21 protein-coding genes and 2 pseudogenes are annotated in these 24,952 nt (G+C 53.5%); 5 read left to right on the plus strand and 18 right to left on the minus strand.

Going from position 1 to position 24,952, the window contains the following annotated elements; all coding sequences use genetic code 11:
• Positions 1–321: 321 nt before the first annotated feature.
• From BVK86_RS08930 to BVK86_RS09000, 15 genes are all read right to left on the minus strand, one after another.
• Positions 322–1,788, minus strand: coding sequence for a flavin monoamine oxidase family protein (locus BVK86_RS08930; protein ID WP_157720427.1), 1,467 nt, complete (start codon positions 1,786–1,788; stop codon positions 322–324).
• A gap of 222 nt (positions 1,789–2,010) precedes the next feature.
• Positions 2,011–2,925 (minus strand): transcriptional regulator FeaR, encoded by a 915-nt coding sequence (feaR, locus tag BVK86_RS08935; protein WP_075946070.1) that lies wholly within the window; start codon positions 2,923–2,925, stop codon positions 2,011–2,013.
• A gap of 373 nt (positions 2,926–3,298) precedes the next feature.
• A complete protein-coding gene (locus tag BVK86_RS08940; protein WP_075946071.1) occupies positions 3,299–4,786 on the minus strand; it encodes an aldehyde dehydrogenase family protein in 1,488 nt (495 codons plus the stop codon).
• Between the two features lie 234 nt (positions 4,787–5,020).
• Complete coding sequence (locus BVK86_RS08945) at positions 5,021–5,644, minus strand: NIPSNAP family protein (RefSeq protein WP_075946124.1); 624 nt, start codon at positions 5,642–5,644, stop codon at positions 5,021–5,023.
• 50 nt (positions 5,645–5,694) lie between these two features.
• On the minus strand, positions 5,695–7,020 hold the full coding sequence (locus BVK86_RS08950; protein WP_075946072.1) for an MFS transporter: 1,326 nt from the start codon (positions 7,018–7,020) through the stop codon (positions 5,695–5,697).
• A gap of 59 nt (positions 7,021–7,079) precedes the next feature.
• Positions 7,080–8,327 carry an OprD family outer membrane porin gene (locus BVK86_RS08955; RefSeq protein ID WP_075946074.1) on the minus strand — a complete coding sequence of 416 codons (1,248 nt, stop codon included), beginning with the start codon at positions 8,325–8,327 and terminating at the stop codon, positions 7,080–7,082.
• A 181-nt stretch (positions 8,328–8,508) separates the two neighbouring features.
• Positions 8,509–8,991, minus strand: a complete 483-nt coding sequence (locus tag BVK86_RS08960) for a flavin reductase (protein ID WP_075946075.1) — start codon at positions 8,989–8,991, stop codon at positions 8,509–8,511.
• A gap of 11 nt (positions 8,992–9,002) precedes the next feature.
• Positions 9,003–9,962 (minus strand): PDR/VanB family oxidoreductase, encoded by a 960-nt coding sequence (locus BVK86_RS08965; RefSeq protein WP_075946076.1) that lies wholly within the window; start codon positions 9,960–9,962, stop codon positions 9,003–9,005.
• Between the two features lie 90 nt (positions 9,963–10,052).
• A complete protein-coding gene (locus BVK86_RS08970) occupies positions 10,053–10,793 on the minus strand; it encodes an SDR family NAD(P)-dependent oxidoreductase (protein WP_075946077.1) in 741 nt (246 codons plus the stop codon).
• Positions 10,794–10,802: 9 nt separating this feature from the next.
• Entirely contained in the window at positions 10,803–11,279 is a 477-nt protein-coding gene (locus BVK86_RS08975; RefSeq protein ID WP_075946078.1) for an aromatic-ring-hydroxylating dioxygenase subunit beta, read from the minus strand.
• 14 nt (positions 11,280–11,293) lie between these two features.
• Positions 11,294–12,568, minus strand: coding sequence for an aromatic ring-hydroxylating oxygenase subunit alpha (locus BVK86_RS08980; RefSeq protein WP_075946080.1), 1,275 nt, complete (start codon positions 12,566–12,568; stop codon positions 11,294–11,296).
• Positions 12,569–12,608: 40 nt separating this feature from the next.
• Positions 12,609–13,130, minus strand: coding sequence for a nuclear transport factor 2 family protein (locus BVK86_RS08985; RefSeq protein ID WP_075946081.1), 522 nt, complete (start codon positions 13,128–13,130; stop codon positions 12,609–12,611).
• 2 nt (positions 13,131–13,132) lie between these two features.
• Positions 13,133–13,495 carry an IacB protein gene (locus tag BVK86_RS08990; protein WP_075946082.1) on the minus strand — a complete coding sequence of 121 codons (363 nt, stop codon included), beginning with the start codon at positions 13,493–13,495 and terminating at the stop codon, positions 13,133–13,135.
• A gap of 15 nt (positions 13,496–13,510) precedes the next feature.
• Complete coding sequence (iacA, locus tag BVK86_RS08995; protein WP_075946083.1) at positions 13,511–14,683, minus strand: indole-3-acetate monooxygenase; 1,173 nt, start codon at positions 14,681–14,683, stop codon at positions 13,511–13,513.
• On the minus strand, positions 14,683–15,813 hold the full coding sequence (locus BVK86_RS09000; RefSeq protein WP_075946085.1) for an amidase: 1,131 nt from the start codon (positions 15,811–15,813) through the stop codon (positions 14,683–14,685). The genes iacA and BVK86_RS09000 overlap by 1 nt, the downstream gene beginning before the upstream one ends.
• Before the next feature lie 785 nt (positions 15,814–16,598).
• Here BVK86_RS09000 and BVK86_RS09005 point away from each other — a divergent pair.
• A complete protein-coding gene (locus tag BVK86_RS09005; protein WP_075946086.1) occupies positions 16,599–17,075 on the plus strand; it encodes a MarR family winged helix-turn-helix transcriptional regulator in 477 nt (158 codons plus the stop codon).
• Between the two features lie 606 nt (positions 17,076–17,681).
• On the opposite strand, the pseudogene BVK86_RS29285 reads toward BVK86_RS09005, so the two are convergent.
• Positions 17,682–17,820: pseudogene (locus BVK86_RS29285) on the minus strand (IS30 family transposase); the annotation flags it as partial.
• A 141-nt stretch (positions 17,821–17,961) separates the two neighbouring features.
• Here BVK86_RS29285 and BVK86_RS09020 point away from each other — a divergent pair.
• The 4 genes and pseudogenes from BVK86_RS09020 to BVK86_RS09035 form a co-directional block, all read left to right on the plus strand.
• Positions 17,962–18,237: pseudogene (locus tag BVK86_RS09020) on the plus strand (anthranilate 1,2-dioxygenase large subunit); the annotation flags it as partial.
• Positions 18,238–18,502: 265 nt separating this feature from the next.
• Positions 18,503–18,835, plus strand: a complete 333-nt coding sequence (locus BVK86_RS09025) for a hypothetical protein (protein ID WP_075946087.1) — start codon at positions 18,503–18,505, stop codon at positions 18,833–18,835.
• Between the two features lie 68 nt (positions 18,836–18,903).
• Positions 18,904–19,872 carry a helix-turn-helix domain-containing protein gene (locus BVK86_RS09030; protein WP_075946088.1) on the plus strand — a complete coding sequence of 323 codons (969 nt, stop codon included), beginning with the start codon at positions 18,904–18,906 and terminating at the stop codon, positions 19,870–19,872.
• A 69-nt stretch (positions 19,873–19,941) separates the two neighbouring features.
• Positions 19,942–21,252, plus strand: a complete 1,311-nt coding sequence (locus BVK86_RS09035; protein ID WP_075946089.1) for an OprD family outer membrane porin — start codon at positions 19,942–19,944, stop codon at positions 21,250–21,252.
• 40 nt (positions 21,253–21,292) lie between these two features.
• Here the strand turns inward: BVK86_RS09035 and BVK86_RS09040 are convergent, their stop codons facing one another.
• On the minus strand, positions 21,293–22,570 hold the full coding sequence (locus tag BVK86_RS09040; RefSeq protein WP_075946090.1) for an MFS transporter: 1,278 nt from the start codon (positions 22,568–22,570) through the stop codon (positions 21,293–21,295).
• Positions 22,563–24,542 (minus strand): alpha/beta hydrolase domain-containing protein, encoded by a 1,980-nt coding sequence (locus tag BVK86_RS09045; RefSeq protein ID WP_139315758.1) that lies wholly within the window; start codon positions 24,540–24,542, stop codon positions 22,563–22,565. The genes BVK86_RS09040 and BVK86_RS09045 overlap by 8 nt, the downstream gene beginning before the upstream one ends.
• Positions 24,543–24,952: the final 410 nt, after the last annotated feature.

Below are 24,952 nucleotides of genomic sequence, written 5' to 3' on the forward strand. Positions count from 1 at the left end.
GACACTCAAACCGCCGAAAGTCATTGCGGTTCCAGGCACTTTCGCCATCGGTTTAGTTAGAAAGTCGTTTAAAGCCGATTCAGTCCAGCTACCCTCCTGACTTCTAATGGCCGGCGTATACGTAAACCCGGGGAAGTTCGCTACCGCACGACCGACCACACCTCTCAAGCTCGGGCCAATACTGGGCTCCCGAACTGAAGCTGATACATGGCACATCGCACAATAATTTGTGAAAACATCCTCTTCCGCCATTGGCTTATACGAGTTTGCCGAGCAGTTACCGCTGAGCAATGTCAGAACCCAAAAAGCCAATCCCGCATTTCATGCTCGGGTCTGTGCAACAAGCAGCTTACAGACAATGCGAGCAGTCTCGACGCCACCTTGCAAGGCACCGTCAACGAACCCGTGCCAGCCCGTCGCGCTATCGCCGCTCGCGAAATGCACGACGCCTTCGGTCTCCATCAATGCTTCTTGTGATTTACTCATCATGCCTGGCCGGTAGAATGCCCAAGTACCTTTAGAGTAGGGATCCTCTGCCCAGCCATAAGACACAGACTTGACCACATCGACACCTGGATAAAACTTACGGAGTTCGGCCTGAACCTGCTGTGCATTATTACCATCAAGACCATCAGGCCGCACAAATAGCACGAGAGTAGTGCCGTGCTCACTATTCTCCTCGGTAGCAGCCAATATGATTGGATTAGGATACGGAGCCATACCCAGCCATGCGCCTATATCTTGCTTAATATGGGCGTAAACCTTGATACCATTGCCTGTATGCCGTACTTTAGCTGCTTCCAATTTTTTGCTGGACAAGGCCGGCTCGAAAGCAATGTCGCCCAAACAGTTCATCGGTACGGCACAAATTACAGCCTTTGCTTTGAACTGTTTACTGTCGCCAGTGGTAACCACCGCGCCTTGGGCATTCTGTTGAACGCGAGTGACTGGGGTAGACATAAGTACATCAGCATCGGAATCACCAAGAATTGCATGAGCCAGTCCAGTCATTCCTTCGGCGATCTTGAAACGACCGCAACGATCGAAAAGCATGCCGAGATCATAATCACAATTGGCGTACCAGTGCAGCTGGTCTAGGAAAGAGCCTGTTTCAGGTGCATTGTTGCAATTTTGCGCCACCATCACGTTGACAAGTGCTTTGGCCTCATCGTCGAGCTTAACTTGGTTCAAGCGATCGAGCAGGGAAAGCTTGTCCAGCTCGTTAACTTTTTCTCGATTTAAGAATGGCTCGTACGGGCGAGGGAAAATTGTACGACCACCCTGCCCGTCAATATTACAAAACTCGGCAAATGCTTGATTCATCTTGGTAAAGAGAGGAACCATATCACCTTGGTACAATTTGTCATTGTACAACCAGCTGCCCTGCGTAGCGCCCACACCTGGGCTCTCAACTATCCCCAAGCCATAACGACGAATTTCGCTCCATACGAAGGGTTGCGCCTGGTGAACCCAAGTACCACCTAGCTCGATCTGGTGACCCATGAAATTCGACGTGAAAGTTCGACCGCCGACGCGGTTGCGAGCCTCAAGCAGCAGGACCTTTTGACCCCGCAAAGCACAGTCGCGAGCTGCTGCGAGCCCTGCAAACCCACCTCCAATGACTATTACGTCATATTCGGAGCCATTCGCTATGGTCTTTTTTTTCGATTCTTCGCTGCGTGCAAGCCCGGCAGCAATGGCGTTACTCGCAATCACCGATCCGGCAATACTGAGACCGGCCGCCTTAAGGAAATTGCGTCTATTTCGGGTTGGATCATACGTCGACATGATCAGTACCATTAGCGTTTATTATTATTAATAGGCACCGAGACAATCGGCGCCATCACCAAGGCTTGCAGAGTGTTTCTTAGTTATACTCTGCAACTTTTACACGAAAATTTCTTGGCTGTGGATGACACCGACTTGCCGAGATTTGACACGTAGCCAGGTCAACTCAAAAATACCACTTGCCCTAGGGTTGTCCCTCTAGCAGCGCGCCGCGATCTTAGATCAGAGCTGACTTGCGCTAGATTTGAACTCACGGGGCGACTGACCGTAACGCTTACGAAACGCCTTGGAAAAATGAGCGGGATCTGGATAGCCTATGTCCATTGCGACATCCGTTATTGTCTTATGTCGCAACGCAGGCTCTCTGAGAATAAGCGCTGCTTTTTCTAGTCGCAAACGTTGTATAAACCGACATACCGTATCACTATCAGACTCGAATATACGGTATAAATGACGGCTAGATATGTTGAGCTGTTCGGCGACGGATGATGCCGTAAGATTCGTACAGGTTAATTGCTGCCTAATTATCTGCTCAGCCTGCGATCTTAATGATTCAGGAAAATCTGAGCTTGCATCAAACCTTACAACAGGGTCTAACAGCGCGAGAATCGCGTTCTGTAAAGCCGGGCCCTCATCGCTACCTGGCTGATTAGAAAGATCTCCCGAGGCAATTTGATGCATCATTGAACGAAGCAGTTGCCCACTGAACCCACCAGAGGGCAATTTCCCGTAGGCTTTTTTATCGAGTCCTCTCAAGGCCTCACGGGGCAAATGAACTGAGAGGTGCTTGAACAATCCATTGGGCACCATTTCGATAGGCATCGCTGAGTCCAGTAACGCCAGATCCCCCTCGCGGAGCACCATACGTTCAGACCCCATGGAGACCTCCATAGACCCTTGTTGCTGCAACACCAGGAAGCAAAAACGGTCTTCGGCAAGATCGGAATTGCTACGGGCACGGACGATTTGAGAAGCATTTGTTCTGATGAACGCAACATCGGTAAGACCGAAGCGCTCTCGGTGGATGTCGCCGACGAACAGAGCCTCACTGAGAGAGAATTGGGTGGAAAAACGCCCACACACTTCCTCTGAGATCTGACGCCATTCCTCAAGCCGTGTCGATATGTGCCCTACCATGATGCCTCCTCACGCGACCCGCGAACAGTTTTGATGCATATTTCACGTGATTTTTGGATTTATTATTGCAACCAAAAGGATGCATTTTTTGAGCCATCTCAGGACAGAATGCTTTCCTTATCAACCAATTTACCGGTGCATACAGTCCCATCATTGGACGACTGATTCCGCTGCTCCTCGTCTAATGCGCCCTGAAGACTGTGATGGCCTGACCGAGGTCAGAGCCCAACGTGCGGATTTTCTTACCACTGAAGAAAAGGACTGCCACTGCTGGAATGACAACTCAGTATTTCCAGTCAAAAATCCCCATTTCTGCTACCTCTGATGTCACCCGCTCTCACACCAGTTGAAAGCGGGCTACAGAGTGTGAATCTTAGTAACGGATCATCACTGACTTGAGCTCGGTGTAATCATCAATGAAAGCGCTCCCGAACTCCCGGCCTATGCCAGAAGCCTTGGTACCACCGAACGGAACAGCCGGATCGAGGAAGGTGTGCATGTTCACCCACACCGTACCGAACTCCAATTTCGGGATGATCGTGAAGGCCTTGGAAAGGTTATTCGTCCAGATGCTGGCACCCAAACCGTAAGGGCTATCGTTCATCAGCTGAACAAGCTCGTCTTCATCGTCAAAAGGCTGGATGCAGACGATCGGACCAAAGGTCTCCTCTCGAAGGAATGGGTCATCAGCGCCATTCGCCAGAATGACAGTGGGCTCCACAAAGTAGCCCGGGCCAGGAACTGCGTTACCACCGCAAATGATCGTATTCGATACTGAGGCCCGGCTGAAGAAATCCAACACTTTGTCAAAATGGGGTTTGTTGGAGAGCGGCCCAAATTGAACGGTTTCATCCAGGGGCGAGCCGATCTTGAGGGAGCTCAGGGTCTCACCCAGTTTTTTGGAGAACTCCTGGACAATCGAGCGATGTACATAGAGGCGCTCTGGAGCCGCACAGATCTGGCCTTGATGCGAGAAGGCCGTATAGACGATGCCTTGCACTGCACTATCAATATCGACGTCGGCCAGGAGCGCAGCGGGGTTTTTACCGCCCAACTCTAGAGTCGCACGAGTCAGCTTGGCATCCATTGCTGCTTTGCCGACAGCGATACCGGTAGGTACAGAGCCGGTGAACGAGACCTTGCTCACCTTGGGATGGGCGATCAATTTCTGCCCGATACTGCCTGTGCCGTTCAGGACGTTGATCACGCCTGCAGGGATGCCGGCCTCAATGGCGAGTTCCGCAATACGCAGCAGCGTCAACGGGGTGAACTCGCTTGGCTTGAGTATAACGGTGCACCCCGTAGAGAGCGCAGAGGCGATTTTCCAGATGCCAATCATCACCGGGAAATTCCAAGGCACGATACCCGCAACAACGCCTACAGGCTCACGTGTCGTGTACGCCATGTAGCTTTCCCCGGCCATGGATGGCAGGGATGGAGTCATCGTCTCACCGTTGATTTTGGTCGCCCAGCCAGCGAAGTAGCGCAGGAACACAGCGCTCTGCGCTACCTCCAACCCTCTGGCCAAGTTGATTGCCTTACCGGAGCACAGGCACTCAAGCTGCGCGAGGTCTTCTGTATTGGCCTCGATTAGATCGGCTAGCTTGTTGATCAAAACGCCACGCTGGTAGGGAGAGGTCTTGGCCCATACCCCTTCAAAAGCAGCCCTGGAACCCAAGACTGCCTCTTCGACCTGAGCGTCTGTCGCCGCTGCAAAGGACGAGATAGGTTCTCCATTAGCAGGGTTCACAATGTCGATCGAGGCAGCAGACTCGTCGAATACAACTTTTCCGTTGATGAACGATCCATGACGGCGCGCTAGATATTCCTGAACGAATTGAGTGATGGTGACGTTTTGCATCGCATGCCCCTGATAGATTACGTGTTGGCACTCTCCACACCGCTGATTGGCTCGGAGATACATGCCAAATGACTGCCATGATTAGCTCGAAGGCTGTCCCATGGTATCCATTCATGGTCAGAAAGCTTGGCTGCGGTGGACATCACACCTGCTTCCTGCTGACATCTTGCCTCGCCTAAGTGGCTCAGATGGATGCACTGATCGACTGACGGCACTTCGGTATAGCTCATACGCTCATTTGAGCGGCGAGAAGCTAGCTGGCAAAAACAAGGTCGATTTCATCAACTGGAGTTGCGGCCCGGCGTTTTCTGGAGGCCATACACCATCGGCTACAGTTCTCGACCTGACATCCAGACGCTGCTCCAGTGTTTGATAAGGCCAAATGTGCAAGTACCGAGGGGCAGATCCACTGGTGGCGTACAGGGCAGCATAAACCTGGGAGTATTGATCGGTTGTGCGAGGCGCTACTGCCTTTTGCCAACCCTTGAGTGTCGGCGCTAAGCCAGTGCCCACCAAACTGTATTCACGGAATTCGTAGAGTGGGCCGTGAGTACCAGGCTCTAAAGGCTTCAAAAATGGGAAGATAGTGTAATCGTTGAACTCCCAATTCAAGAGGACATCAGAAACATCCAAACCGTTTGAATCGAGCAGCAGCCGTTCCCGTTCACTTTGACGGGTATCCAGAGAGTCAAAACCACGCAAAATAGCGATCTGGTTTTGCGGGCCCAATTCTGATGTCCAGCAACCAAGTAAATGCGTGCCAGTCACACTCTCCTTCAAAGCGACTTCCAACCTGGCCAATGCAGAAAACACTGTGCGCGCTTTAACCGTCAACATCAATACTTCGAAATACTTCATTTTGACCTCAAAAAAAAGCCCGGCGAGCACTCCGGGCAAACGGGTTAATCTTAAACCTCTTTGATTCCGGCAGTATCAAGACTGCTATCTACTTCGACCCTCTTGCCCTGCGGCTTGATCGTATAAAGCGCAAATAACGTCAGCACCCCAAACACAATTAACATTACGGAAACGGGCCACGAGGATTTTTGACTGGCGAATAGAGCCATTGCAATTAAAGGGGCGAAGCCCCCTGCAAATATAGAGGCTATTTCATGGCCCATTGCAAGTCCGGTATACCGAACTTCCGTCGGAAACAACTCACCCATCAAAGCAGGCTGGGTACCGATCATTGCACCGTGACTAATCGGCAGGCCAAGGAAAAGCGCCAGGTAGATCAAGTGTGTCTGATGAGTATCGATCAGCCAAAAGAATGGGAATGCCAACACGGTCAAACTAACAGCACCGAAGGCATAAACTGCTCTTCGACCAACAATGTCCGACAGCCATCCCCAGAAGAGAATACTGAAGGCTTCGAAAACCATTGCCAGCATGATTCCAGCAAGTACCAATTGCGTGGAAAGACCTGTAAATTTTGCATAGGCAATAGTGAACGACAGGAATATGTAGACTCCACCATTCTCAGCCAGCCGTAACCCCATTGCTTGCAGAACAGCCTTCGGATGCTCCCTCAAAACCTGAAGAGCTGGCAGATGCTTGGATTCCGCTTTGGCTTTCACATCACGTACAAAGCTTTCACTTTCGGGGAGCGAGCGCCGGATGTAGTAACCAACGCCGACGATAACCACGCTGGCCAAGAACGGAATCCTCCACCCCCAACTCATGAAGTCTTCCGTAGAAAGCATTTGTACAAGATAGAATGCTGCTGAAGAGAGCAGAAATCCTCCCGTTACACCCAACTGGCTCCAGGAAGAATAAAATCCAATTCGATCAGGCGGGGCGTTTTCGCTCAACATGAGTACCCCGCCACCCCACTCTCCACCCGAGGCGATCCCCTGAATGACTCGCAGAATGACCAAACACGCCGGAGCCAGGTAGCCCGCCTGCTCAAACGTTGGCAGCAGGCCCATTAGAAATGTAGCTATGCCCATCATGGTGAGGGTTATCACCAATGCCTGTTTGCGCCCCCGCCTGTCACCAATATGACCAAATATTATGCCGCCAACAGGACGGGCTACGAAACCCACAGCAAACCCCGCAAACGAAGCGAGCGTGCCTAGAACAGGATCGGTTCCGGCGGGAAAGAAGAGCGGCCCAAACACCAACGCTGCAGCAGTGCCATAGAGAAAAAAGTCGTACCATTCCAGAGCATTGCCGATCACCGAAGCAGCCACGATACGGCGTAGTTTTTTATTTTTTTGCGGTAAGTAAGTCATCTCGACTCCAGATCCATTGCTCGATACATCTTCAGAAGTAGGGAAGAGGGATCGACGCTTTACCAAATGTTCCAGGTATAAGAGGTGATAAGCCTGTTCTCATCGAAGTCGCTACCATAGCGCTGCTTAACCAGGTAATTTCGCCACATGAACCCGAGCCCTTTAAGCGGCCCGCTCTGGATTGCGTAGCCGATGGCAATGTCCCTCTCATTTTCTGTCTCGTCCGAAAGACCATCACCTCTGGCGATTTGCGTACCTTTGATGTACCGGGTACTGAAGTTCAGCCCAGGAACGCCCATTGCAGCGAAATCGTATGCGTAACCAACCGACCAAGATCTTTCTTGAGGCCTAATGAATGGCTGGTTAGCCCAGTTCAAAAGATAAAATTGAGGAATGTAGCCATTTGGCGTGGGGAAGATAGTGTCTCCATACATGCGCTGGTATACAGCATTCACCCGATGGCCGCCCTTCGAAAGGGTTACCCCAGTCGACAATGCTCGGTTATCCACCTTTCCAGCGACTGCGTCACCATCGTCTCGGTTATCAAAACCACGCAGATCAAAACGCATACCGTAGCCATTGCCCAGATCCATCTGGTGCTTAAATCCCAAGTAATCTTGCTTATAAATATCATGCATCACAGCATGAAAATAACTGACTTGAAACGCCGAGCTCAAATCGTAGGTAGCTCCAGCAAAATCAAGCGCATCACTGTTCAAATTACGATTCGTGCCAAACTTATAAAACTTTTCGTGATTAGAGGATTCCCGAGTTACAGCAGACCAAAATCGCCCACCAGTAAGCACCAGGTTGTTTAACTCCTTCGACTCGACTACTGCACCCTGAAAAATAGTATCCAGCTGGCGACTAGGATCATGCCAGGCGACTGGAAGCTCAGGTCGCATGTCCCCCACCTTGAGTTCGGTTTTGGATACCTTGGCCTTGAAAGTCGCACCCGCCCGACTGTAGTCATGAGCGGTTTGATTATCTCGCACGCTATAAGGAAGCGATCCGTCATTGCCCTTCGAGTCAAGCCTGACTGCATACTGGGCATCTACATCCAGGCCGAAAGCAATTGGCGTATTTGTATACCCTGAGGTAAATTGCAAGTCCATGCCTTGAGACCAATTACCCACATCAGAAACGGGCGCACCGCTTTTTGTAAAATTCCTTTTCAGGTAAAAGTTTTTGAAATCGATCTTGAGGTGGCTATCGTCAATAACATCTGCCCGTGCTAAAAGCGGCATAAACAGAGATCCGAAGATAGTCAAGCACGCAAAGCGACCAACTTTGAACGGGTTTAACATCGTGACGCTCCATTGGTGACGCCCACGAATGTGGGCTTATTATTTTGAGCAGCTCAACCAATTTAATACTCGAAAGAGGAAGCATAAAATCCTCTTATTCTTCTCAGTGCATAAAGCGCGTCTTGCCTAAACTTCGTCAGGCTTGATATTTACATCTCTAGAATCAGTGAGTCGTTTTAGACTAAGCACCCAAGCAATGGTATGCACGATTGAAATAGACCAAGCCTTCTGCCGCCTCACCCTGCCTGATCTGAACAATTTCGCAATAGAAAATACTGTGAGTACCTACGTCATGAATCTCAGCAATACGACAGTCAAAGTTGACCAGCGCGTCCAACATCACCGGAGCACCACTTGCAAGTGTTGTCCACCCCGTGCTGGAAAAGCGCTCATCCATTGTCAAGTTCTTGTTTGCAAACGTTCCGGACAATTCTTGATGAGTTCCTGCCAAGACGTTCACGCAAATCGCTTTGTTATCGACGAAGTGTTTGTTAGAAGGTGAGCCGCGATTCATGCAAACCAGCAACGTGGGAGGCGAGTCGGTAACACTGCACACCGCAGACGCTGTGAATCCAAAGCGACCGCTGGCTCCGTCAGTGGTAATTACGGAAACTGCGCCACTCAACATGGCCATGGCATTACGGAAAATTGTTACATCAACCATTTCCGATCTCCTCAAATATCAAGAACGAGTTTTTTAGATTTAGAGCGAGAGCAGCAGACAAGAATTTGATCATTCGCTGCTTTCTCATCGTCCGTCAGATATACGTCTCTATGGTCGGGCTCACCCTCAAGAACATCACACAAGCAGGTGCCACAGACGCCCTGCTCGCAGGAGATCTCCACTTTGATACCGATCTCAGCCAACGCTTCCAGGATGGTTTGGCCTTCAGCCACCTGAACGGATTTACCACTTTTAGCCGCCACGACCTCAAAGGCTTCGCCACTACTGTCGACTTCGACCTGAAAATATTCCCGGTGAATCTGACTGTCTGGGTAACCTGCTTTGAGCGCACTGGAAATCACCCAGTCCATGAAGCCCGACGGCCCGCACGTGTAGATGTGTACACCCTCTTCCGGGTTGCCCAGCACTGCTGCGATGTCGAGATGCTGGCTGGCATCTTCGTCATCAAAGTGGGTGTGAACATTGCTGGAGAATCCCGAGGTCGCCAGCTCATCCAGAAACGCGCTGCTTTTACGCGAACGGGCGCTGTAATGAAGCTCGAACTCGGCACCCGCTGCTGCCAGCTCGTAAGCCATCGCAATCATGGGTGTGATTCCGATGCCACCGCCCAGAAGAATCGAGCGGCGCGCATTTTCAGCCAGTGGGAACAGATTTCGAGGAGCGCTGATCTGTACCTCGTTACCTTCATGCAAGATATCGTGCACACCGACCGACCCGCCCCGGGAGGACGGATCCTTCAAAACACCTAGTCGATAGCTAGATGGATCAGCAGGGTCACTGCAGAGGGAGTACTGGCGAACCAACCCCGGTGCGATATGGATATCCACATGCGCACCGGCAGTGAACACCGGCAATAACACACCGTCCTGGCGCACCAATTCGAGCACTGCAACATCTGCCCCTTGGATCTCACGCTTCCGCACGACGACATTTAGAGATTCTTCTTTCATGACCGGTGTTCCTGTTGTTCTTTGAGGCCGGGTTACGGGCCAACTCATCAGACATTGCTACAACGGCCAGCGCGTTCGCTGGCCATTGTCTTAACGCATGAAAAGCCCGCCATTGATATCCAGCGTGGAGCCAGTGGCAAAATAGGCATCCTCGCCAGAGAACTGCACAATCAAATCTCCCAGGAACGCTGCGTCTCCCAACCGTCCCACGGGGATGTTGCTGCAAAGAGCGCCCATCCGATCCGCTGGCACTGCTGCACGCACCATGGGCGAATCAATCGGGCCAGGGGCGATCGCATTGACGGTTACACCCCTGGAAGCGAATTCCTTGGCGAAGATTTTGGTCAGGGTGACGATTGCGCCTTTGGACGCTGCATAGTGAGCGCCGGTAGCGGTACCGCCGTTCTGACCGGCCAGGGATGCCATGTTGAAGATGCGCCCGAAACCCGTCTCCGCCATGTAGGCACCCACGACTTGACATCCAAGAAAGATGCTCCGCAGATTCAGTCCCACGACCGAATCAAACTCTTCGGGAGAAATTTGCATGAGAGGCGTCGTCTTGGTCACAGCCGCGTTATTGACTAGGACGTGTACTGCGCCCCACTTGCCCAAGACGGCACCAAGGCCTTTCTCAAAAGCAGGCTTGCTCGAAACGTCCAGTTCGATCGCGAGCGTGCACTCACCAGAGGCATCCAGTTTGATCGCTGCCAACTTGGCGCCCTCGTAATCGCGATCGCTGATGGCGACGCAATAGCCAGCCTTGAGGAGCCTTTCTGCGATGACGAAGCCTAGCCCCTGGGCGGCGCCGGTGACCAAAGCAACCTTTTTCATTTCATGCTCCTAGATGATGTATCCGACACTGGTGAGGGTGTCGTCGCTGTTAATCATGCGGATCAACTTGCGATCGATCTTGAAGCTGTCTCCGCTGCGCTTGAGTTCGAACACCACATCGGCGGTTAAGTGTTTGAGGACGTCCTTACGGGACTCACGCAGGTTCTGAGCGCAGCGCACAGTCACGTGGGTTTCGTTTTCGAACAGCACCCGGAAACGAGAGAGGCTGCGGACAGTACGGGCAAGCGGACTGGTCGAGATCGACTCGCCACCGCGCAGTCGCTTAACACGCAACTCACGCATGTGATGATTGTCGTAGGCGTAGTTGAGGGTGTTCTCGAAATCCTCAGCCGCCGGGTCAATCGGGATGATGTACTTACCCTGCTCAGTCCAAAGATCTAACCAGGCCTCATACTCACCATGATCGAGCATGTCGCCTTCTTGCCAGATGAACGCGGTTACTTCCTGAAGCAATTGCAGATTCATGTTCTTCTCCCCGCTCACACTGACATCAACTTTTTCCACTGCGAGTACGCAGCGCGCATACCAGTCTCGGCACTCACATCGCCAATCAGGCCATCTTCGCTAGGCTTCTCGCCAGGCAGCCCGCGGTTCAGCAGAATCCAGAGATCCTCACCCGCGCTAGCACCCTTCTGGACACGTTCCCAAGCTTCAGAGTCATCAGGCGTGCCGAAGCCCAGAGGCCCTTGGAAGTGTTCGTGAATACGCAGACGTGCACGGTTGGCTGCGGCTGGCCCGCCGTCCATGGTGATGACTGCATGGTGAATCTCTGTCTCTTTCACCGAAATCGGCTGAAGGACGCGGAAGAACGCCATTGAGCAGGCGACGTTGGGGAAGATGTTCAGGTTGAAACCAGTACCGCCAACGGCGCGTACGATCCGACGAACCTGCTCCTCTTCCATACCGTCCGAACGAAGCTCCGCAGCCAGCTCTTCGAAACGGGCAGGAATTGGGCGATCCAGCTCTTCTTCGAGGTCGATCAGGTTGGGAATCATGACGATGACACTGTGACCGTTGCCCAGGTCTTCGACATAGCCAGGGCCATTGACGAAGTCGAGCATCTCCTCGGTTTCCTTGTCGACGGAACTCAAGAAGGATTTGTGCACCAGGGGGAAGTGGTAGGCATCGGTGGTGTTTTCCAGCTGGATTTTCCAGTTGCCAGGGAAACGGAAGCGGTGCTCGCCCGACACCTTGATGCCATAGCCGGCCCCCTGCTTCATGAACAGATCCATCCACTTCTTGGCTGGGCCAAGGAAATCCACCAACGGTTCGATGTCGTCCTTGAAGGTGGCGAAAATCATGCCGGCGTATTCTTCGACGCGCAGGCTGACCAATGGGTACTCGCCCTTGTCGAGGCAGTCGCCATAGCTTTCTGGGTGTGGAACGCCACGCAACGAACCGTCCAGGGCATAGCTCCAACCGTGGTAAGGGCAAACGAAGCTGTTCGTTTTGCCTTTTTTGTGCTCGCACACAGTCGCGCCACGGTGACGGCACCGGTTCAGCAGAACATGAACTTGCTTCTTACGATCACGGACGACGATGACCGGTTGGCGACCTACGAAATGGCTCTTGTAGCTACCAGCCTCTGGCACCTCACTCGCGTGCGCGACCCAGACCCAGGTATTGTTGAAGACTTTATCCATCTCCAACTCAAAAAGCGCCGGATCGGTATACATCGACGTATGAATGCGATCGGGTTGTACCAAGTCCGCTGGATTATTATCCAGATTGGTTGCTTGAATTAAATTATTCACGGCTTTCTCTCCGAAGCAATGGAGTTAAAATTGTTTTATGTTACTCAGCCGGCACTGGCAGGGGCGCCTGGTCATTCCATGTAGTTACGGGACGACTAAAAAGATTCTCCGTTTGGAAGTGAGCAATTCGCCACTTTCCATCTTGCTCTTCAAACCTCACCGTTAGCCTTGCCGCATTGAGGTGCGAATCTCCGCTAGCGAAAGTAGACGTTTGGAGCATGACCCAACCGCCGCTTACACCAGCCTCATCTACACTGATCAGCTCACTGGTAAGGAAGTGAACATTCAACGCAAAGTGAGACGGCTCGACTGCATATTTCGAAAACATCTCGCGGATAACGGGGCGGCTCTGTTTACGACCGAAGCTGTGCGCGTAACGCTCACCCACACCCTCCCAAATCGCATCCTCAGTGAAAAGCGCTGCGAGTTCATCAATCGGCGATTTCACATTCAAATCGTCGCAAAGCACCATGTATCGATTCATGCAGGCGCGCACGGCATGCTCAATTTCAAATCGATGCAGACGAGTTTCGACGTCGTCGGTGAGGGTCGGGTAAGCCATGATCAACTCCGCTGAATAATCAGCTCGCGCCCGATGCGAGATTCAATCTTGATATAACGCCACAGCTTGAATGGGCCTTCACCTACACCAGTAGTGCGAAGAAGATTGCAAGCAGCGTGTACAGTTTCAATGTCTTTTACGTCAGCGAGCAGGTAAGTAGTCCAAGGATATCCAGCGGACGGGCCCACCATGCTTTGGTCATCGTCCATGTTACCCAGGACATTGACTCCTTCCATATCGTGGATGTCATTCCACATGGAGCTGAACGCGGTCCAAACTTGAAGTTGCTCTTCGCGCGGAGCATCGAAAAAGTTCTGATTGATGCCCATGCAAAACAGCACGCGAAGAGGTTTTTTATCGTTCATAACAGCCCCTTAGATTTAGAGATATCCTGGCGAAGGTGATTTACCGAAGAAAATAGCGCCGGCATTCTGGTAAGTGATATCGCCCATGAACGCATGCTGAGTAACAACGTTGGCGTCATTGACACAGCGGGCCAGTGGGCTATCTGTATAAACGCCGCTCATGCCAGAAAGCAGTTGGGCGATGCGCGCTACATCTGCCGCAGTGCGAACAGCATGGGTTGAAGAAAGCCTGAGCAGGCTGATGGCATCATCTGGCACCACATCACCGGCGATAACGTGTTGCCAAGCGCTCTCCATCGACTCATAGAAGAACGCACGAGCGGATAGCAGTGCAGCCTCGGCCTTGGCAATCTCTACTTGGGCAAGTGGACGATCAGCAAGGGCCGGCGCACCAGTTACCGAGATCCGACCACTAGCCATACCGCGGAGCTCATCCAATGCAGCCCGCGCGACGCCCAACCCTACAACCGACAAGACCTGAGCCGCGAACGAGAGCGACGGATACCGGAAAAAAAGCTCATCAAGATTGGCCGGGCCGCCCCGAACAAACGTCCACTCTTCAGGCACGACATAATCTTCGACAACCAAGTCATGGCTGCCAGTACCTGCGAGCCCGACGGTGTCCCAGGTGTGATCGATGCGAGCAGCGCTGCGTGGCATAACGGCAATACGAGGCAGATCCATCTTGTCACCGTTACGAGGGGCGATACCTACACCAAGGATCTCGGCACCCATCGAACCGCTGGAATACTTCCAGCGACCATTCACCTTGTACCCACCTGCGACAACGTCTGCTGGCTGGGGTGGGAAGATGCCACCGGCAAAGACCACATCCGGGCCATTTTCATAGACTTTGGCGATGGTTTCAGGAGGCAGTGCCGCTAGGTATACCGGGCTCATACCAAAGCTTGCCACCCAACCTGCCGAACCATCAGCATGAGAGATCTTCTCGATCAACTCACAAAACTGGACGGGGGACCATTCGTTACCGCCGAAGCGTTTTGGCACCAGGGCCCGGTATACACCATGAGCCTTGAAGCCATCGATAACATCCTGAGAGATGTAGCGCTGGCGATCAAATTCACCTTCCCGAGCCCGCTCGCGAATATTATTCAACAGGGCATCAAAATTCGCAGCTTGGTCAGCAGCGGTGGCATAAACTGCCTTAGTCACGGTTTGGGAACTCATCACAGGCTCCAATTAGTATTAGAATAAAGACGTTGCAAAATTTCATCAGCAGCAGCCAAAAGCGCTTCGTCTTGTCCTTTCGCTGCAATTAATTGCAATCCTGCCGGCAGGCCTTCCCGACTAATCAACGGAATAGTCAAAGCTGGATGGCCTGATAAATTGAATGGACGAACAAGGGAAGTCATTCCCAAGACAGCGCGAGTGTCCGAGGCATCGACAACTTTCAATGGAAAATCTGGCATAGTGGGTAACGCCAGAATTGAACCATCGGCCACAGCGGCATCAACTTCAGCCGTAAAGCTCTGCCGGACTTTTTCAGCCAGAGCTAGCTGCTCATCTGAAGTTCGACCTGCAGCTTCCAGACGACCACTTATATCCTCACCGACCAAACCGCTTTCAATGAGGTGTCCGCAAGCCGCAAAAGTTTCTCGATTGATAACAACCATGCCCGCGTGATAAGCCGCATCGAAATTATCGAACTCGATTTCATCTTTTATCATCCCTGTAGCGGACAGAGCACTGCCAATTACGCTGCTGATTCGCTCACTCGCCTTCACCCGCAACTTCTTGATGCGAACCTCTCTAGCGGTGCCCCCTTGCTGGAAGGTTGGATCGATTGCCTGCATTGCCGTAACCAGCATTGAGAGCGAAGAGGCAAACGGGCCTACACAATCCAGCGATGTCTCGGCAGGCATCACTCCCACACGGCTTACCCTGCCGAAAGTAGGCTTGAAGCCAAAAACGCCACAGCAACACGCTGGAATACGTACAGATCCGCCGGTGTCAGTACCCAACGCAAAGTCAGCCAAACCAGCAGCAACAGCCGCTGCTGATCCGCTGGATGAACCACCAGGAATACGATCTGGATACCGAGGATTAACGGGGGTGCCTACCCAGCGATTGATACCGGTTGTTCCGAAAGCCAGCTCATGCAGCGACGTTTTCCCAATCAGATGGCATCCGCTTTCAAGAAGTTGCTGCACGACAGCAGCGTGCTGCTCTGCAGGCTGGGCGGATTGGAGAGCCTGACTCGATGCGCGGGTTGCATAGCCAGCAACATCAATTGTGTCCTTGACCATAACCGTCGGGCCGCTCTGCCCGATTGAAAAACGCTCTACAACGATTGCCATTTCAGATCACCTACCTAGCGAACCCGATAGCTGCAGCATGCGCCGCACCCTTGAACCCAAGATCGCTAGATTTAATGGAAATGTCAATTGATTTTGGAGTCTTTTATTGCTTCAAAAATGGCGCATTTCTTAATCGTCCGCACAGAATAAAAGCGGCTTCATCCGATGGATGAAAAACAAAAAATCTCTCAAGCATATGATTTATATGGTATTTATCCAAAAACGCTACGTGAGATTACGCCCCCGCCGGTGAAGACTCGCCTCTTGAAAAAACTGCTTAAATGTTTAATCAACAACTCAATATTCTAAAAAATCTTATGAGTTTTCGATAAGGCTGGCGCTTCCAGGAACGCTCATCCGCTCGCGATCAGTGATTACCGGCCTCATTGCGGGGTGCTCGGCCCGTGGGAGATTTCATTTTTTCTCAGGCGGCTTAGGTTGCACCAAGGTAGCGCCCTCCCTTACAGGCACGGCCTCACGAAACGTTCTCCTTTTACTCTGGTTGACAGCTTCCAGAAATGTTCAAACACGCTATCAACGAGCGCGGCCAGGTGGAGGCCGCAGCGGTAGACATAGCTTAAAAACGACTATCATGAATCTGGTTGGCATTTGAGTGAAAAATCAAGCAAATTGCCCGTGCCTGCGCAGCGGGGATTCGTTAGCATGGTGGAGTTATGCACGAGGCTGAAAGCGGATCAGCACGCACTCATCTGCGCTGACACAAGGCCAAATCAACACCGCTGGAAACCATCCACATATCCATACCGATCGAAACGAGCTTCCGAATGAGCATCCCCAAGAAAAATCGTGGTCGCTACAACCCTTCCAGCAAGGATTTCCGTCAAGAGGAATTTCCGTATTATTGGTTAGCTCAAGTCCATGGCAGGTATAGCCAAGCGATGGAGCGAATTTTAAAGAAGATCGACCTCGACGTACCTCAGTACCGAATTCTTTTCATCCTCAAAGAACACGGTGAATCCAGCATTTCCGAGATCTCAACTCAAGCTATTGCCAAGCTCTCGACAACTACCAAAATCGTTTATCGTATGAAAGAGGATGAATTAATTGACACGAGCCAATGCTCCACAGACGGAAGAGTTACCCGAGTCGGTCTGACAGATAAGGGTTGGGAAGCTATTGATAAAATTCAGAAAGCCACTGATAAGCTCTTTACGCAAAGCTATCAAGGACTGACCGAGCCTCAAATACAAAAATTTAATAAAGTTCTTCAAACCATCTTCGAAAACCTTCCCGAAGAATAATATGACTTTAATCTAGTTAAACCCTCATATTCGAGGGGCAACGTCCTTGCTGTCATCAAAAATACGTTGCCAAATCAGCATGAGCGAACTAGCTGCAGCTCGGCGCAAGACAAAACTGAGGTGACAAAAGCTGATCGAGTCAAAATTTAACTGACAGACGATGTCGATAAAATTTGCGGTTATCTGAAGCGTAAGTACGGGGTGCGCTCTGCCCAGGGGATTCAGGGTAGCTTTCTCATCAAAACCCTGAACTCCATCACAGGCCCGTTTGGAGTCCCCGCTCTACGGACAGGGAACTCGCCCTCTCTACCCATGAATCCTGAAGTCGTAGTCGACTAAGGCATTCACCACTGTCGTCAAGGACACTTCAGAGCAGACCTCAATGGAGCGGCTACCTGCCTGAACCGCTCCACGTAATGCGCCGGTACAATCTCGCCAAAATCCGTGAGGCTGATGGCGTCGGATTGGGATTCGCGGTTGACGTATCGATACAGGGCATTGAAATCTACATTCTCATCGGCCGGTGCCACCAGTGCTGCGTGAAGCTCATCCTGGTGATGTACGAAGGTGAGGTAGTACTCCAGGATATTCCGCATCATGTTCGGGATGACGGAACCAGCGTGTGCCTATCGCTGATGATACGCCAGTTGCCCCGCTGGCTTTCGCTTGTGATCCCGGTCGAGATCTGTTTCCAGAACAACCGTTCAATTTCATTGCGAAGTGACGGCGCACCTGGCGAACGCATCGCTCATAGACCCGTCAACTTCTGCATCCAGCCCGCAGGTCGTCCCATAAACACCTCGATCAAAGGTATTGCGACGACCGGTTGAATTCGCCCTGTGCTGTAGCGCTTTATCCAGGCATAGAGGCTATGCGTCGACACGCCAATCCGACTGTATACGCCGGTTATGCCAGCGTCATGCAGCGACTGGTGGAGGAATACGGTCAGCGGCAGTCTGAGTGGATGATGTACCGTCTGCGCAACCTCAACATCTACCCAAGCCTGTTCTTCATTGATCAGATCAGCTCGCAGCTACGTATCGTGCGCCCGGTAGCCTGGAACAAGACAGATATCACTGGCCAGTGCATCGGCGTCAAAGGTGAGCCCGACGCGGACCGGGAAAACCGCATTCGCCAGCTCGAGGACTTCTTCACGGCGACCTGATAATCCAGTTCTTGCTTGGGCAAACCCAGCGCCTTGCCATTTTGATCCCCAGCAGTCTGGGCTGACTGACTTTTTAACAGAATTGGCCATTCGCCATAAGGTCGACCAGGCTTGAGCATTAAGCATCACTCGCAGCCCGCTTTTCCCTTGTTTGCGAGATCAGTTGCATCAACTTGCGCGCCCAACATAGATATCTGACATTCTGAGAAAAGCCACCGACTCCACGCCCGTTCAAGCTACAACTTTTCCTTAGGAGTCTGTCATGAGTTACGTCCATTTCCCCCAAGGTCTATTCGCTTATGAGCAATTTCCAGGCTGCGTTTGTTGGAACGGTGACTATATGTTCTGGAGCATCATCAAGCCCGGGAATGCGTCCTTGGGTAACGAAGTAACAACGGCATGGGGCCGCTGCGAGCAGGATCATGATAATCACCAAATGACAGTGATCGTCGAGGGCGGTAATGATCCATCGCTGATCGGTCAGTCACTGTTATTCGGCTTCGAATGGCTGGATTCCGGGCATCAACGAACCCGCTACTGGCAAATCCTGCCCTGTGGGAAGATTGGCAGGCAAGGCACAGCGGTGAAACGCTGAGAATCGGCATATATCTTGCCCCCCGCTGATGGAAAGCCTTTTAGGTAACGTGAGCGTAGGAGAGGTAAATGTATTCCGTGTCCTATCGAGTGGATGCTAATTGCAGCAGCTATCACAAGTGGCAGCAGAGCTTAGCTCAGTCGCTGTGGCCGTTCGTGCATCAAGCTAGAGGCCCGCAGATCGTCCACTCCGCGATCGAGGCGAGGCAGCGTCAGCAACTACGATTGGTCAAAACCTCCTCGACACCATTGATGATCTTCAGCCGCCCCGGCACACACCCGAACCCCGTTGAGCCATGCTTTTCGGTTGCTCTGATCCTGCAGGGGCGCATCCATCATCGCGTTGCAGGAAAGGAGCAAACTTTGCTGCCCGGCGACCTCCTGCTCACTGATAATCAACAAGCCTATGACCTGAGCTTCACTTCAAAAGCCTGCTTCATTTCCATGCCCATGGCGAAGTCAACGCTGCCTCCGGCCTTGCTGCTGGCACAAGGTTTGGCAGGCAACGTGCTGCGTCGCAACCTGCCGATAGCTGCAGTCATGGGCCAACTAATGCGTACTACTTACGACCAACTGCCTGGCCTGAACGACGCGCAAAGCGACGTGCTACGAGGGACCCTGCAACAGCTGGCTTTCAGCAGCCTGATAAAAGCACCCGCAACCCGAACGCGCCAGGCCACGCGGTCCCATCAATACATGCTTGGCGAGATAACCCGATTTCTCGAAACCAATGCCTGCGAGCCTGAGATCAACCCAGACTGGGTTGCCGAGCGTTTCGGTATCAGCCTCCGCCAGCTCTACAACATGTTCTCGCCGCTTGGTATCACCCCGGCCAACTATATATGGCGCTGTCGGCTGGAGCAGAGCCGAAGGCTGCTCGGCAACCTGAGTCATGCACATATGACCATGACGGAAATTGCATTTCGTTCGGGCTTCTGCAATGCATCGCACTTTTCCAAGGCATTCAAGATGCAGTTCGGTTGCACCCCGAGCGACTACCGATTGCAGGAGCGCGATGTGCACGCTGAACACAACTAGTATGCCAGTCCGATCAAGCGGGATCCGGGCGGCTCCGTAACCTGTTGTCTCCAAAGTGGAGACAACAACATGAAAATCACTTCGCGCCTGGCACCACTCACACTGGCCCTCAGCTGTGCATCCTCGGTCCATGCTGGCTTGCTACTGGACAAGGATCAGGTCACGCTGGGCTATCGCAACTATTATTGGAACGAGCAAAGCCTAGACACCGATGAGGGATACCCCGCCAAGACCCGCCGGGAATGGGTCGACGCATGGACTCTCGATTATTTCACCGGCGCTGTCAGTCAAGGCTGGGCCCTGCGTTACGGCATGGCCTTCGCCCATGCACTGGATGTTAGTGGCAGTGCTGACGAAGTGTCCAATCTACCGAAGGGACCTTCGGTCACTCGGCCGGACACCTTGTCCGGTACACGCACCGCCTATCTCAACTACACCACACCTGCCGGGCCAGGCGCGATTATCGTGGGCTATGGCAAGCAGAGCCGCAGGAGCCATCTTTACATGGACTCCGATACGCGCATCCTGAAGTCCACCTCCACCGGCGTCGATGCTGCCTTCGAGTCGGAAAGGCTACAGGCGTACTACACACGATTCTTTCGGTACACCGCGCGAAATGAAGACGGCTGGGGGAGTCCGTTGGAGAACTTTTTCGGGCAACGTATAGACTACGTCGATTACTACGGTTTGGAATTAAAGCCTTGGGATAATATCAACGTCATGCTGCAATCGCTCACGGCCAAGGATTACCTGAAAGAGCACTTTGCTCGTATTTCCGTCTCGCCGTGGTTCAGTCCTAAGACCCAACTTAGCTTGACGCATGGCCAACAACAGGATGCGGGGCACCTGTTCGAAACGACGGGGCTTGGCGGTTACGCTCCTGCGGCAGAGCACCTGTCAACACGCTGGACCGAAGCACGCATCCAACACAGTTGGGGCGGTACTACCCTGGGAGTTGCTCTCAACCAAGTACGTGGCGGCGATTACAACCGAGTACTGTTCAAGGACGATGCCGGCTACTGGGAAGGTTCGGGCAATGGCTGGACATTCTACGGATTGGAGGACGAGCGCACCTGGACTGTCGACGCCAACTGGAACCTGGCCGCCGCCGGCATACCTGGCCTGAGGATCCAAGCCATCGCTAAGCGTTCGAGTGGTGCCCGAGGCTACGAGGGTTTTGCACGCCATGAGCTGGCCACGGTAATCAGCTATGCCTTACAGAAACCTTTGGACGGACTGTCAGTGGTGCTCTACCTAAATCGGCACCGCGCTGATGGCGAGATCGATCACGTAGAGCGCTTGGTCTCGGTAACAGGGCCAGCGCAGCTGGAGCGCAAGAATGTGATGCGCCTGTACCTGTCTTGGCAGAAAACCTTCTGAGCATAGCGGGCGTGGCTCCCTGCCACGCCCGCCTCGTTTTTCAACGTAACGACAACTCCGGCGTAGGCTCACCACCCTTGACGATTAACAGCGCCCCGACTCCCAAAGACACCGCCACTGCACACATCGGCGTCAATAACGACCCAGTCAGCTGCTGGCCGATGCCTAGCAGCCAGGGCCCAGCGAAGGAGCCCAGCGAGGCGATAGTATTTATCAGCGCGATCGTCAGCGCCGACTGGCTGCCTTGGTAACGCTTGCCCACCATGGACCAAATCAGTGGAATCGTTGAGGTAATGCCGGCATAGGCAACCGACAAGCCCAGCAGAAGCCCGACTCCATCACGCGCCAACCAGAGTGCGGCAAGGATACCGCCGACCGCCAGCAGCAATGCCGCACCGATATGCCAGCGGCGCTCATCCAGGCGGTCCGAACTAAACGCCAGCAATGGCATGAGCAGCAATGAGGCAACGTATGGAGCGATCGTCATCCAGCCCAGCGCTTGCATGCCGACGGCACCTTTCTGCTGCAACAGCGCTGGTAGCCAAAACATCACTGAATACACCCCCAGATATACCGTGGCCAGAGCCAGGGCTAGCCGCCAGAAATGCAAGTCGCTTAGCACGTCCCAGAACCTGCCTTCACCACGCTCACAGGCGCTATCCTGCCCAAGCGAGCGCTGCAAGGCATCTCGCTCGTGGCGGTCGAGCCAGGAAGCGTGCTGCGGCGAATCCGCCAGCCAGCGATAGAGCACGCCAGCCATCACTACCGCAGGAGCTCCCTGGAGCAGGAACAGCCACTGCCAGCCTTTGAAGCCCATCACACCGTCCAAGTGAAGAAGGATATGCATGGACAGCGGTCCGACGATGATCCCAGCCACCGGACCGCCAAGCATCAGCAATGAAAGAGCCGCTGCGCGGTGCCGATCGGGGAACCATGCACTCAGTAAATAGACCACCCCAGGGTAGAAACCGGCCTCTGCGGCGCCGAGTAGCGCGCGCATGGCATAGAAGTGCAACGGAGTCTGCACCCAAGCCATGACCATCGTTAGAAGCCCCCAGGTGACCATGATTCGGGCCAGCCAAACTCGAGCGCCAAAGCGCACCAGCAGTGCATTGCTTGGCACCTCGAAAGCACAGTAGACAAGAAAGAAGAGCCCCGCTCCAAAACCGAACGCCGCCGCACTCAAACCGATGTCAGCCGACATAGGTTCACGAGCGAAACTGATGTTCACCCGATCGATGATCGACAGCGTGTAACCAGCGAACAACAGGGGTAACAGGCGCCAGCCAATCTTGCGCATCAGAGCAGGATCAGACATTGTTTGGCCCCTCTTCGCGTGCAATGGCCTGCGCCAGACGCGCACCCTCTGCATGTACCCGCGCCGCATCAGTTTGCAACAGCAGTCGAGCATCCACCAGTCTTGTCACGGCCTGCTGCCAGAGCCTCAGAAAATGTTCCGGAGAGGCATAGCGTTCTTCCAGTGACAGCCGTGTGTCAGCCGTCGCTAACCGTTGCGCTCGGGTGGTCGCAAAGGGCTCGAAACTACCCCAGATCACGGCCAAACCGGGGGCGCCATGGCCGGGCAAGCGACGATTACGGCCACTGTAAGTGGCGATCGGTACTACTAATTCCGGCATGGGAATACCACCTAACGGATTACCATTGCCGTCCGGGCAGGGTACCAGCACTGGGTACTCACGTAGCTCGTTGGCAGCCACAGAAATCCGAGCTGGTGCCAGCGTAGCGTCATAAGGCAGGCCGCAAAACCGAGGGTATACCTGTTGCGCATGCTCCAGCGTGACCAGACTTCCATCGGCCAACGAAGGAAAAAGGCTGGCTGGCGGTGAAATGCCCCGGGTCACCCAATCGATCAAAGCGATCAGCAATGCTCTGGCATAGCAACCCCAGTCAAGCGGATTGGTCATTCCCTGGCAAATGTCCTCCACACCGTAGGCAGCAGGACTCCCGACCACATGCTGGCCAGCCACCAGATACAGGCGCACATTTGCCGGCAGTTCGAGGGCATGCCCGCGCCCATCGGTGGCCAGCAAAGACATACGCCCGTGCCATGTTTCGCTATCAGTTTCTAGTTGCATGACCAAAGGCGTGCTGCCTTGCTGTTCGCTGCGCTTCAAGAGCCCGTCGCACCGGCCACTCCAAGGATCCGAGGAAGCGCCATAGGCAAACGGGAAAGCCAGGTCCGGGGCATCACTGTCCTCGTGTTGCCGGGAAAAACGCGAGACGCGCCAAAAGGGCTGGTTGGCCTTTGTCCTACGCGCCCCCCCGGCAATGACCAGCATTGCATCGAACAACCGCGCTGAGGCGCGCGCCTGATTGAAGCCGAGGTACAGGAATTCCCGCAGAAAACGGGCTCCCTGGGAATATCCTTTGGCAACCAGAGTGAGCGCCCTGCCCGCCTGCCACAGCGGGTTAGGGTTACCGCATTGGTCTGCTGGGCAGTGCTTGAGAAAATCGAAAACCTCCTGGACAACTGCGAAGCCAAGCCCGCAGACAATGGGATCGCTGGCCAGGTACTCCAGGCAGTAAATGGCTCCTGCATCCTGCTGAGGTGCCAGGCGAATACGCACGTGATGCTTGTCCAGCACAGTGATGTGATCGATACCGAGCGCTACGGGTGGTTCCTCTGCCTGTTGGCGTACACTCAGCCGGCACTGGGCAAGGTCAAGAATGGGATAGGCTAGCTCGGCGACCACGAACCCAGCCTCACAACCATTGCGGGTACCACCGATCGCGGTGTCGGGGATAATTTCCTCGCGAACCCAGCCGCGGACGCCTTCGGCACGCGGCAGGCGGGCCAGAATCAGAGCCTCGTCAGGTGCGATGTCTCCCTGCCAACCACACCACACTGTGGCCATACCCCGACTGGCCATGAAGCCCGCGCCATTGGCGATCACACTCTCGGCGCTATCGAGCACCTGGGGACCTTGGTTGAAATCCGCGAGCGGGCCGATCCAGCCGCCGCGATTGACGATGTTGGCGACCACCGTCAGTTCGGATTCAGGCTGCTCTTGTTCAGGCAGCAGGAGGCACAAGTCCGTTTCTACCTCGACCAAACCATCGGCTTCAGGCTTGACCGCATCCAGCAAACTGACATTGGCCAGCGCTGGCGAGAGTGGGTCAAGGCACAGCTTGGCTATCCCTCTGAGAAAGCGGTAGTGCCTGGCTGGCCCTCCCAAGTGTGCGCAATCGAGCGAAATGCTAGTGGGAAAACGGACTTCAACTACACCCGGTACTCGCGTGAGTACATGACTTGCGACGTTGAGTGACATCTGCGGGACCTCGACAGTTCTTGTTGGTATGCGCCCTTGACGGGCAGGCCCGACGTTACTCCCACACTGGCGGCACGACTCGCATTTGCACGCTAAGCACCGAACTCCTGCCAGCCTGGCAAAGGCAACCCTGCAAAATGGCCATGGCGGCCAACGTCACAGAAGCGCATCTCCGATAGTGGCCTTGCCTAAGTCCGGGTCAGCTGAAAATCCGATTCTGTTGAAAAGGTCGGATTTTCAGCTCGCCTGAACTCAGGCACGACCACCACCGGAGAACCTGCTCATCACATTGAGTGGTTTCTCGGCCCTTCGGTGACCTTTGCTGCTCTGTTATTGGGTTATTTGAGGTTTTTTGCTTGGTGCAGGCGCACCTATCCCGTGACTGATGGCCCTTGAGATGTAAATTTGGC

Source organism: Pseudomonas reinekei (assembly GCF_001945365.1).
Classification (GTDB): domain Bacteria; phylum Pseudomonadota; class Gammaproteobacteria; order Pseudomonadales; family Pseudomonadaceae; genus Aquipseudomonas; species Aquipseudomonas reinekei.

Coding starts and splice junctions, on each gene's coding strand:
- BVK86_RS08975 (WP_075946078.1), bottom strand. CDS start 11,279: ATGAATCTGCAATTGCTTCAGGAAGTAACCGCGTTCATCTGGCAAGAA.
- BVK86_RS08955 (WP_075946074.1), bottom strand. CDS start 8,327: ATGTTAAACCCGTTCAAAGTTGGTCGCTTTGCGTGCTTGACTATCTTC.
- BVK86_RS08945 (WP_075946124.1), bottom strand. CDS start 5,644: ATGAAGTATTTCGAAGTATTGATGTTGACGGTTAAAGCGCGCACAGTG.
- BVK86_RS09025 (WP_075946087.1), top strand. CDS start 18,503: ATGAGTTACGTCCATTTCCCCCAAGGTCTATTCGCTTATGAGCAATTT.
- feaR (WP_075946070.1), bottom strand. CDS start 2,925: ATGGTAGGGCACATATCGACACGGCTTGAGGAATGGCGTCAGATCTCA.
- BVK86_RS08960 (WP_075946075.1), bottom strand. CDS start 8,991: ATGGTTGATGTAACAATTTTCCGTAATGCCATGGCCATGTTGAGTGGC.
- iacA (WP_075946083.1), bottom strand. CDS start 14,683: ATGAGTTCCCAAACCGTGACTAAGGCAGTTTATGCCACCGCTGCTGAC.
- BVK86_RS08950 (WP_075946072.1), bottom strand. CDS start 7,020: ATGACTTACTTACCGCAAAAAAATAAAAAACTACGCCGTATCGTGGCT.
- BVK86_RS09005 (WP_075946086.1), top strand. CDS start 16,599: ATGAGCATCCCCAAGAAAAATCGTGGTCGCTACAACCCTTCCAGCAAG.
- BVK86_RS09045 (WP_139315758.1), bottom strand. CDS start 24,542: ATGTCACTCAACGTCGCAAGTCATGTACTCACGCGAGTACCGGGTGTA.
- BVK86_RS08990 (WP_075946082.1), bottom strand. CDS start 13,495: ATGAACGATAAAAAACCTCTTCGCGTGCTGTTTTGCATGGGCATCAAT.
- BVK86_RS08940 (WP_075946071.1), bottom strand. CDS start 4,786: ATGCAAAACGTCACCATCACTCAATTCGTTCAGGAATATCTAGCGCGC.
- BVK86_RS08965 (WP_075946076.1), bottom strand. CDS start 9,962: ATGAAAGAAGAATCTCTAAATGTCGTCGTGCGGAAGCGTGAGATCCAA.
- BVK86_RS09035 (WP_075946089.1), top strand. CDS start 19,942: ATGAAAATCACTTCGCGCCTGGCACCACTCACACTGGCCCTCAGCTGT.
- BVK86_RS08930 (WP_157720427.1), bottom strand. CDS start 1,788: ATGTCGACGTATGATCCAACCCGAAATAGACGCAATTTCCTTAAGGCG.
- BVK86_RS09030 (WP_075946088.1), top strand. CDS start 18,904: ATGTATTCCGTGTCCTATCGAGTGGATGCTAATTGCAGCAGCTATCAC.
- BVK86_RS08970 (WP_075946077.1), bottom strand. CDS start 10,793: ATGAAAAAGGTTGCTTTGGTCACCGGCGCCGCCCAGGGGCTAGGCTTC.
- BVK86_RS08985 (WP_075946081.1), bottom strand. CDS start 13,130: ATGGCTTACCCGACCCTCACCGACGACGTCGAAACTCGTCTGCATCGA.
- BVK86_RS09040 (WP_075946090.1), bottom strand. CDS start 22,570: ATGTCTGATCCTGCTCTGATGCGCAAGATTGGCTGGCGCCTGTTACCC.
- BVK86_RS09000 (WP_075946085.1), bottom strand. CDS start 15,813: ATGGCAATCGTTGTAGAGCGTTTTTCAATCGGGCAGAGCGGCCCGACG.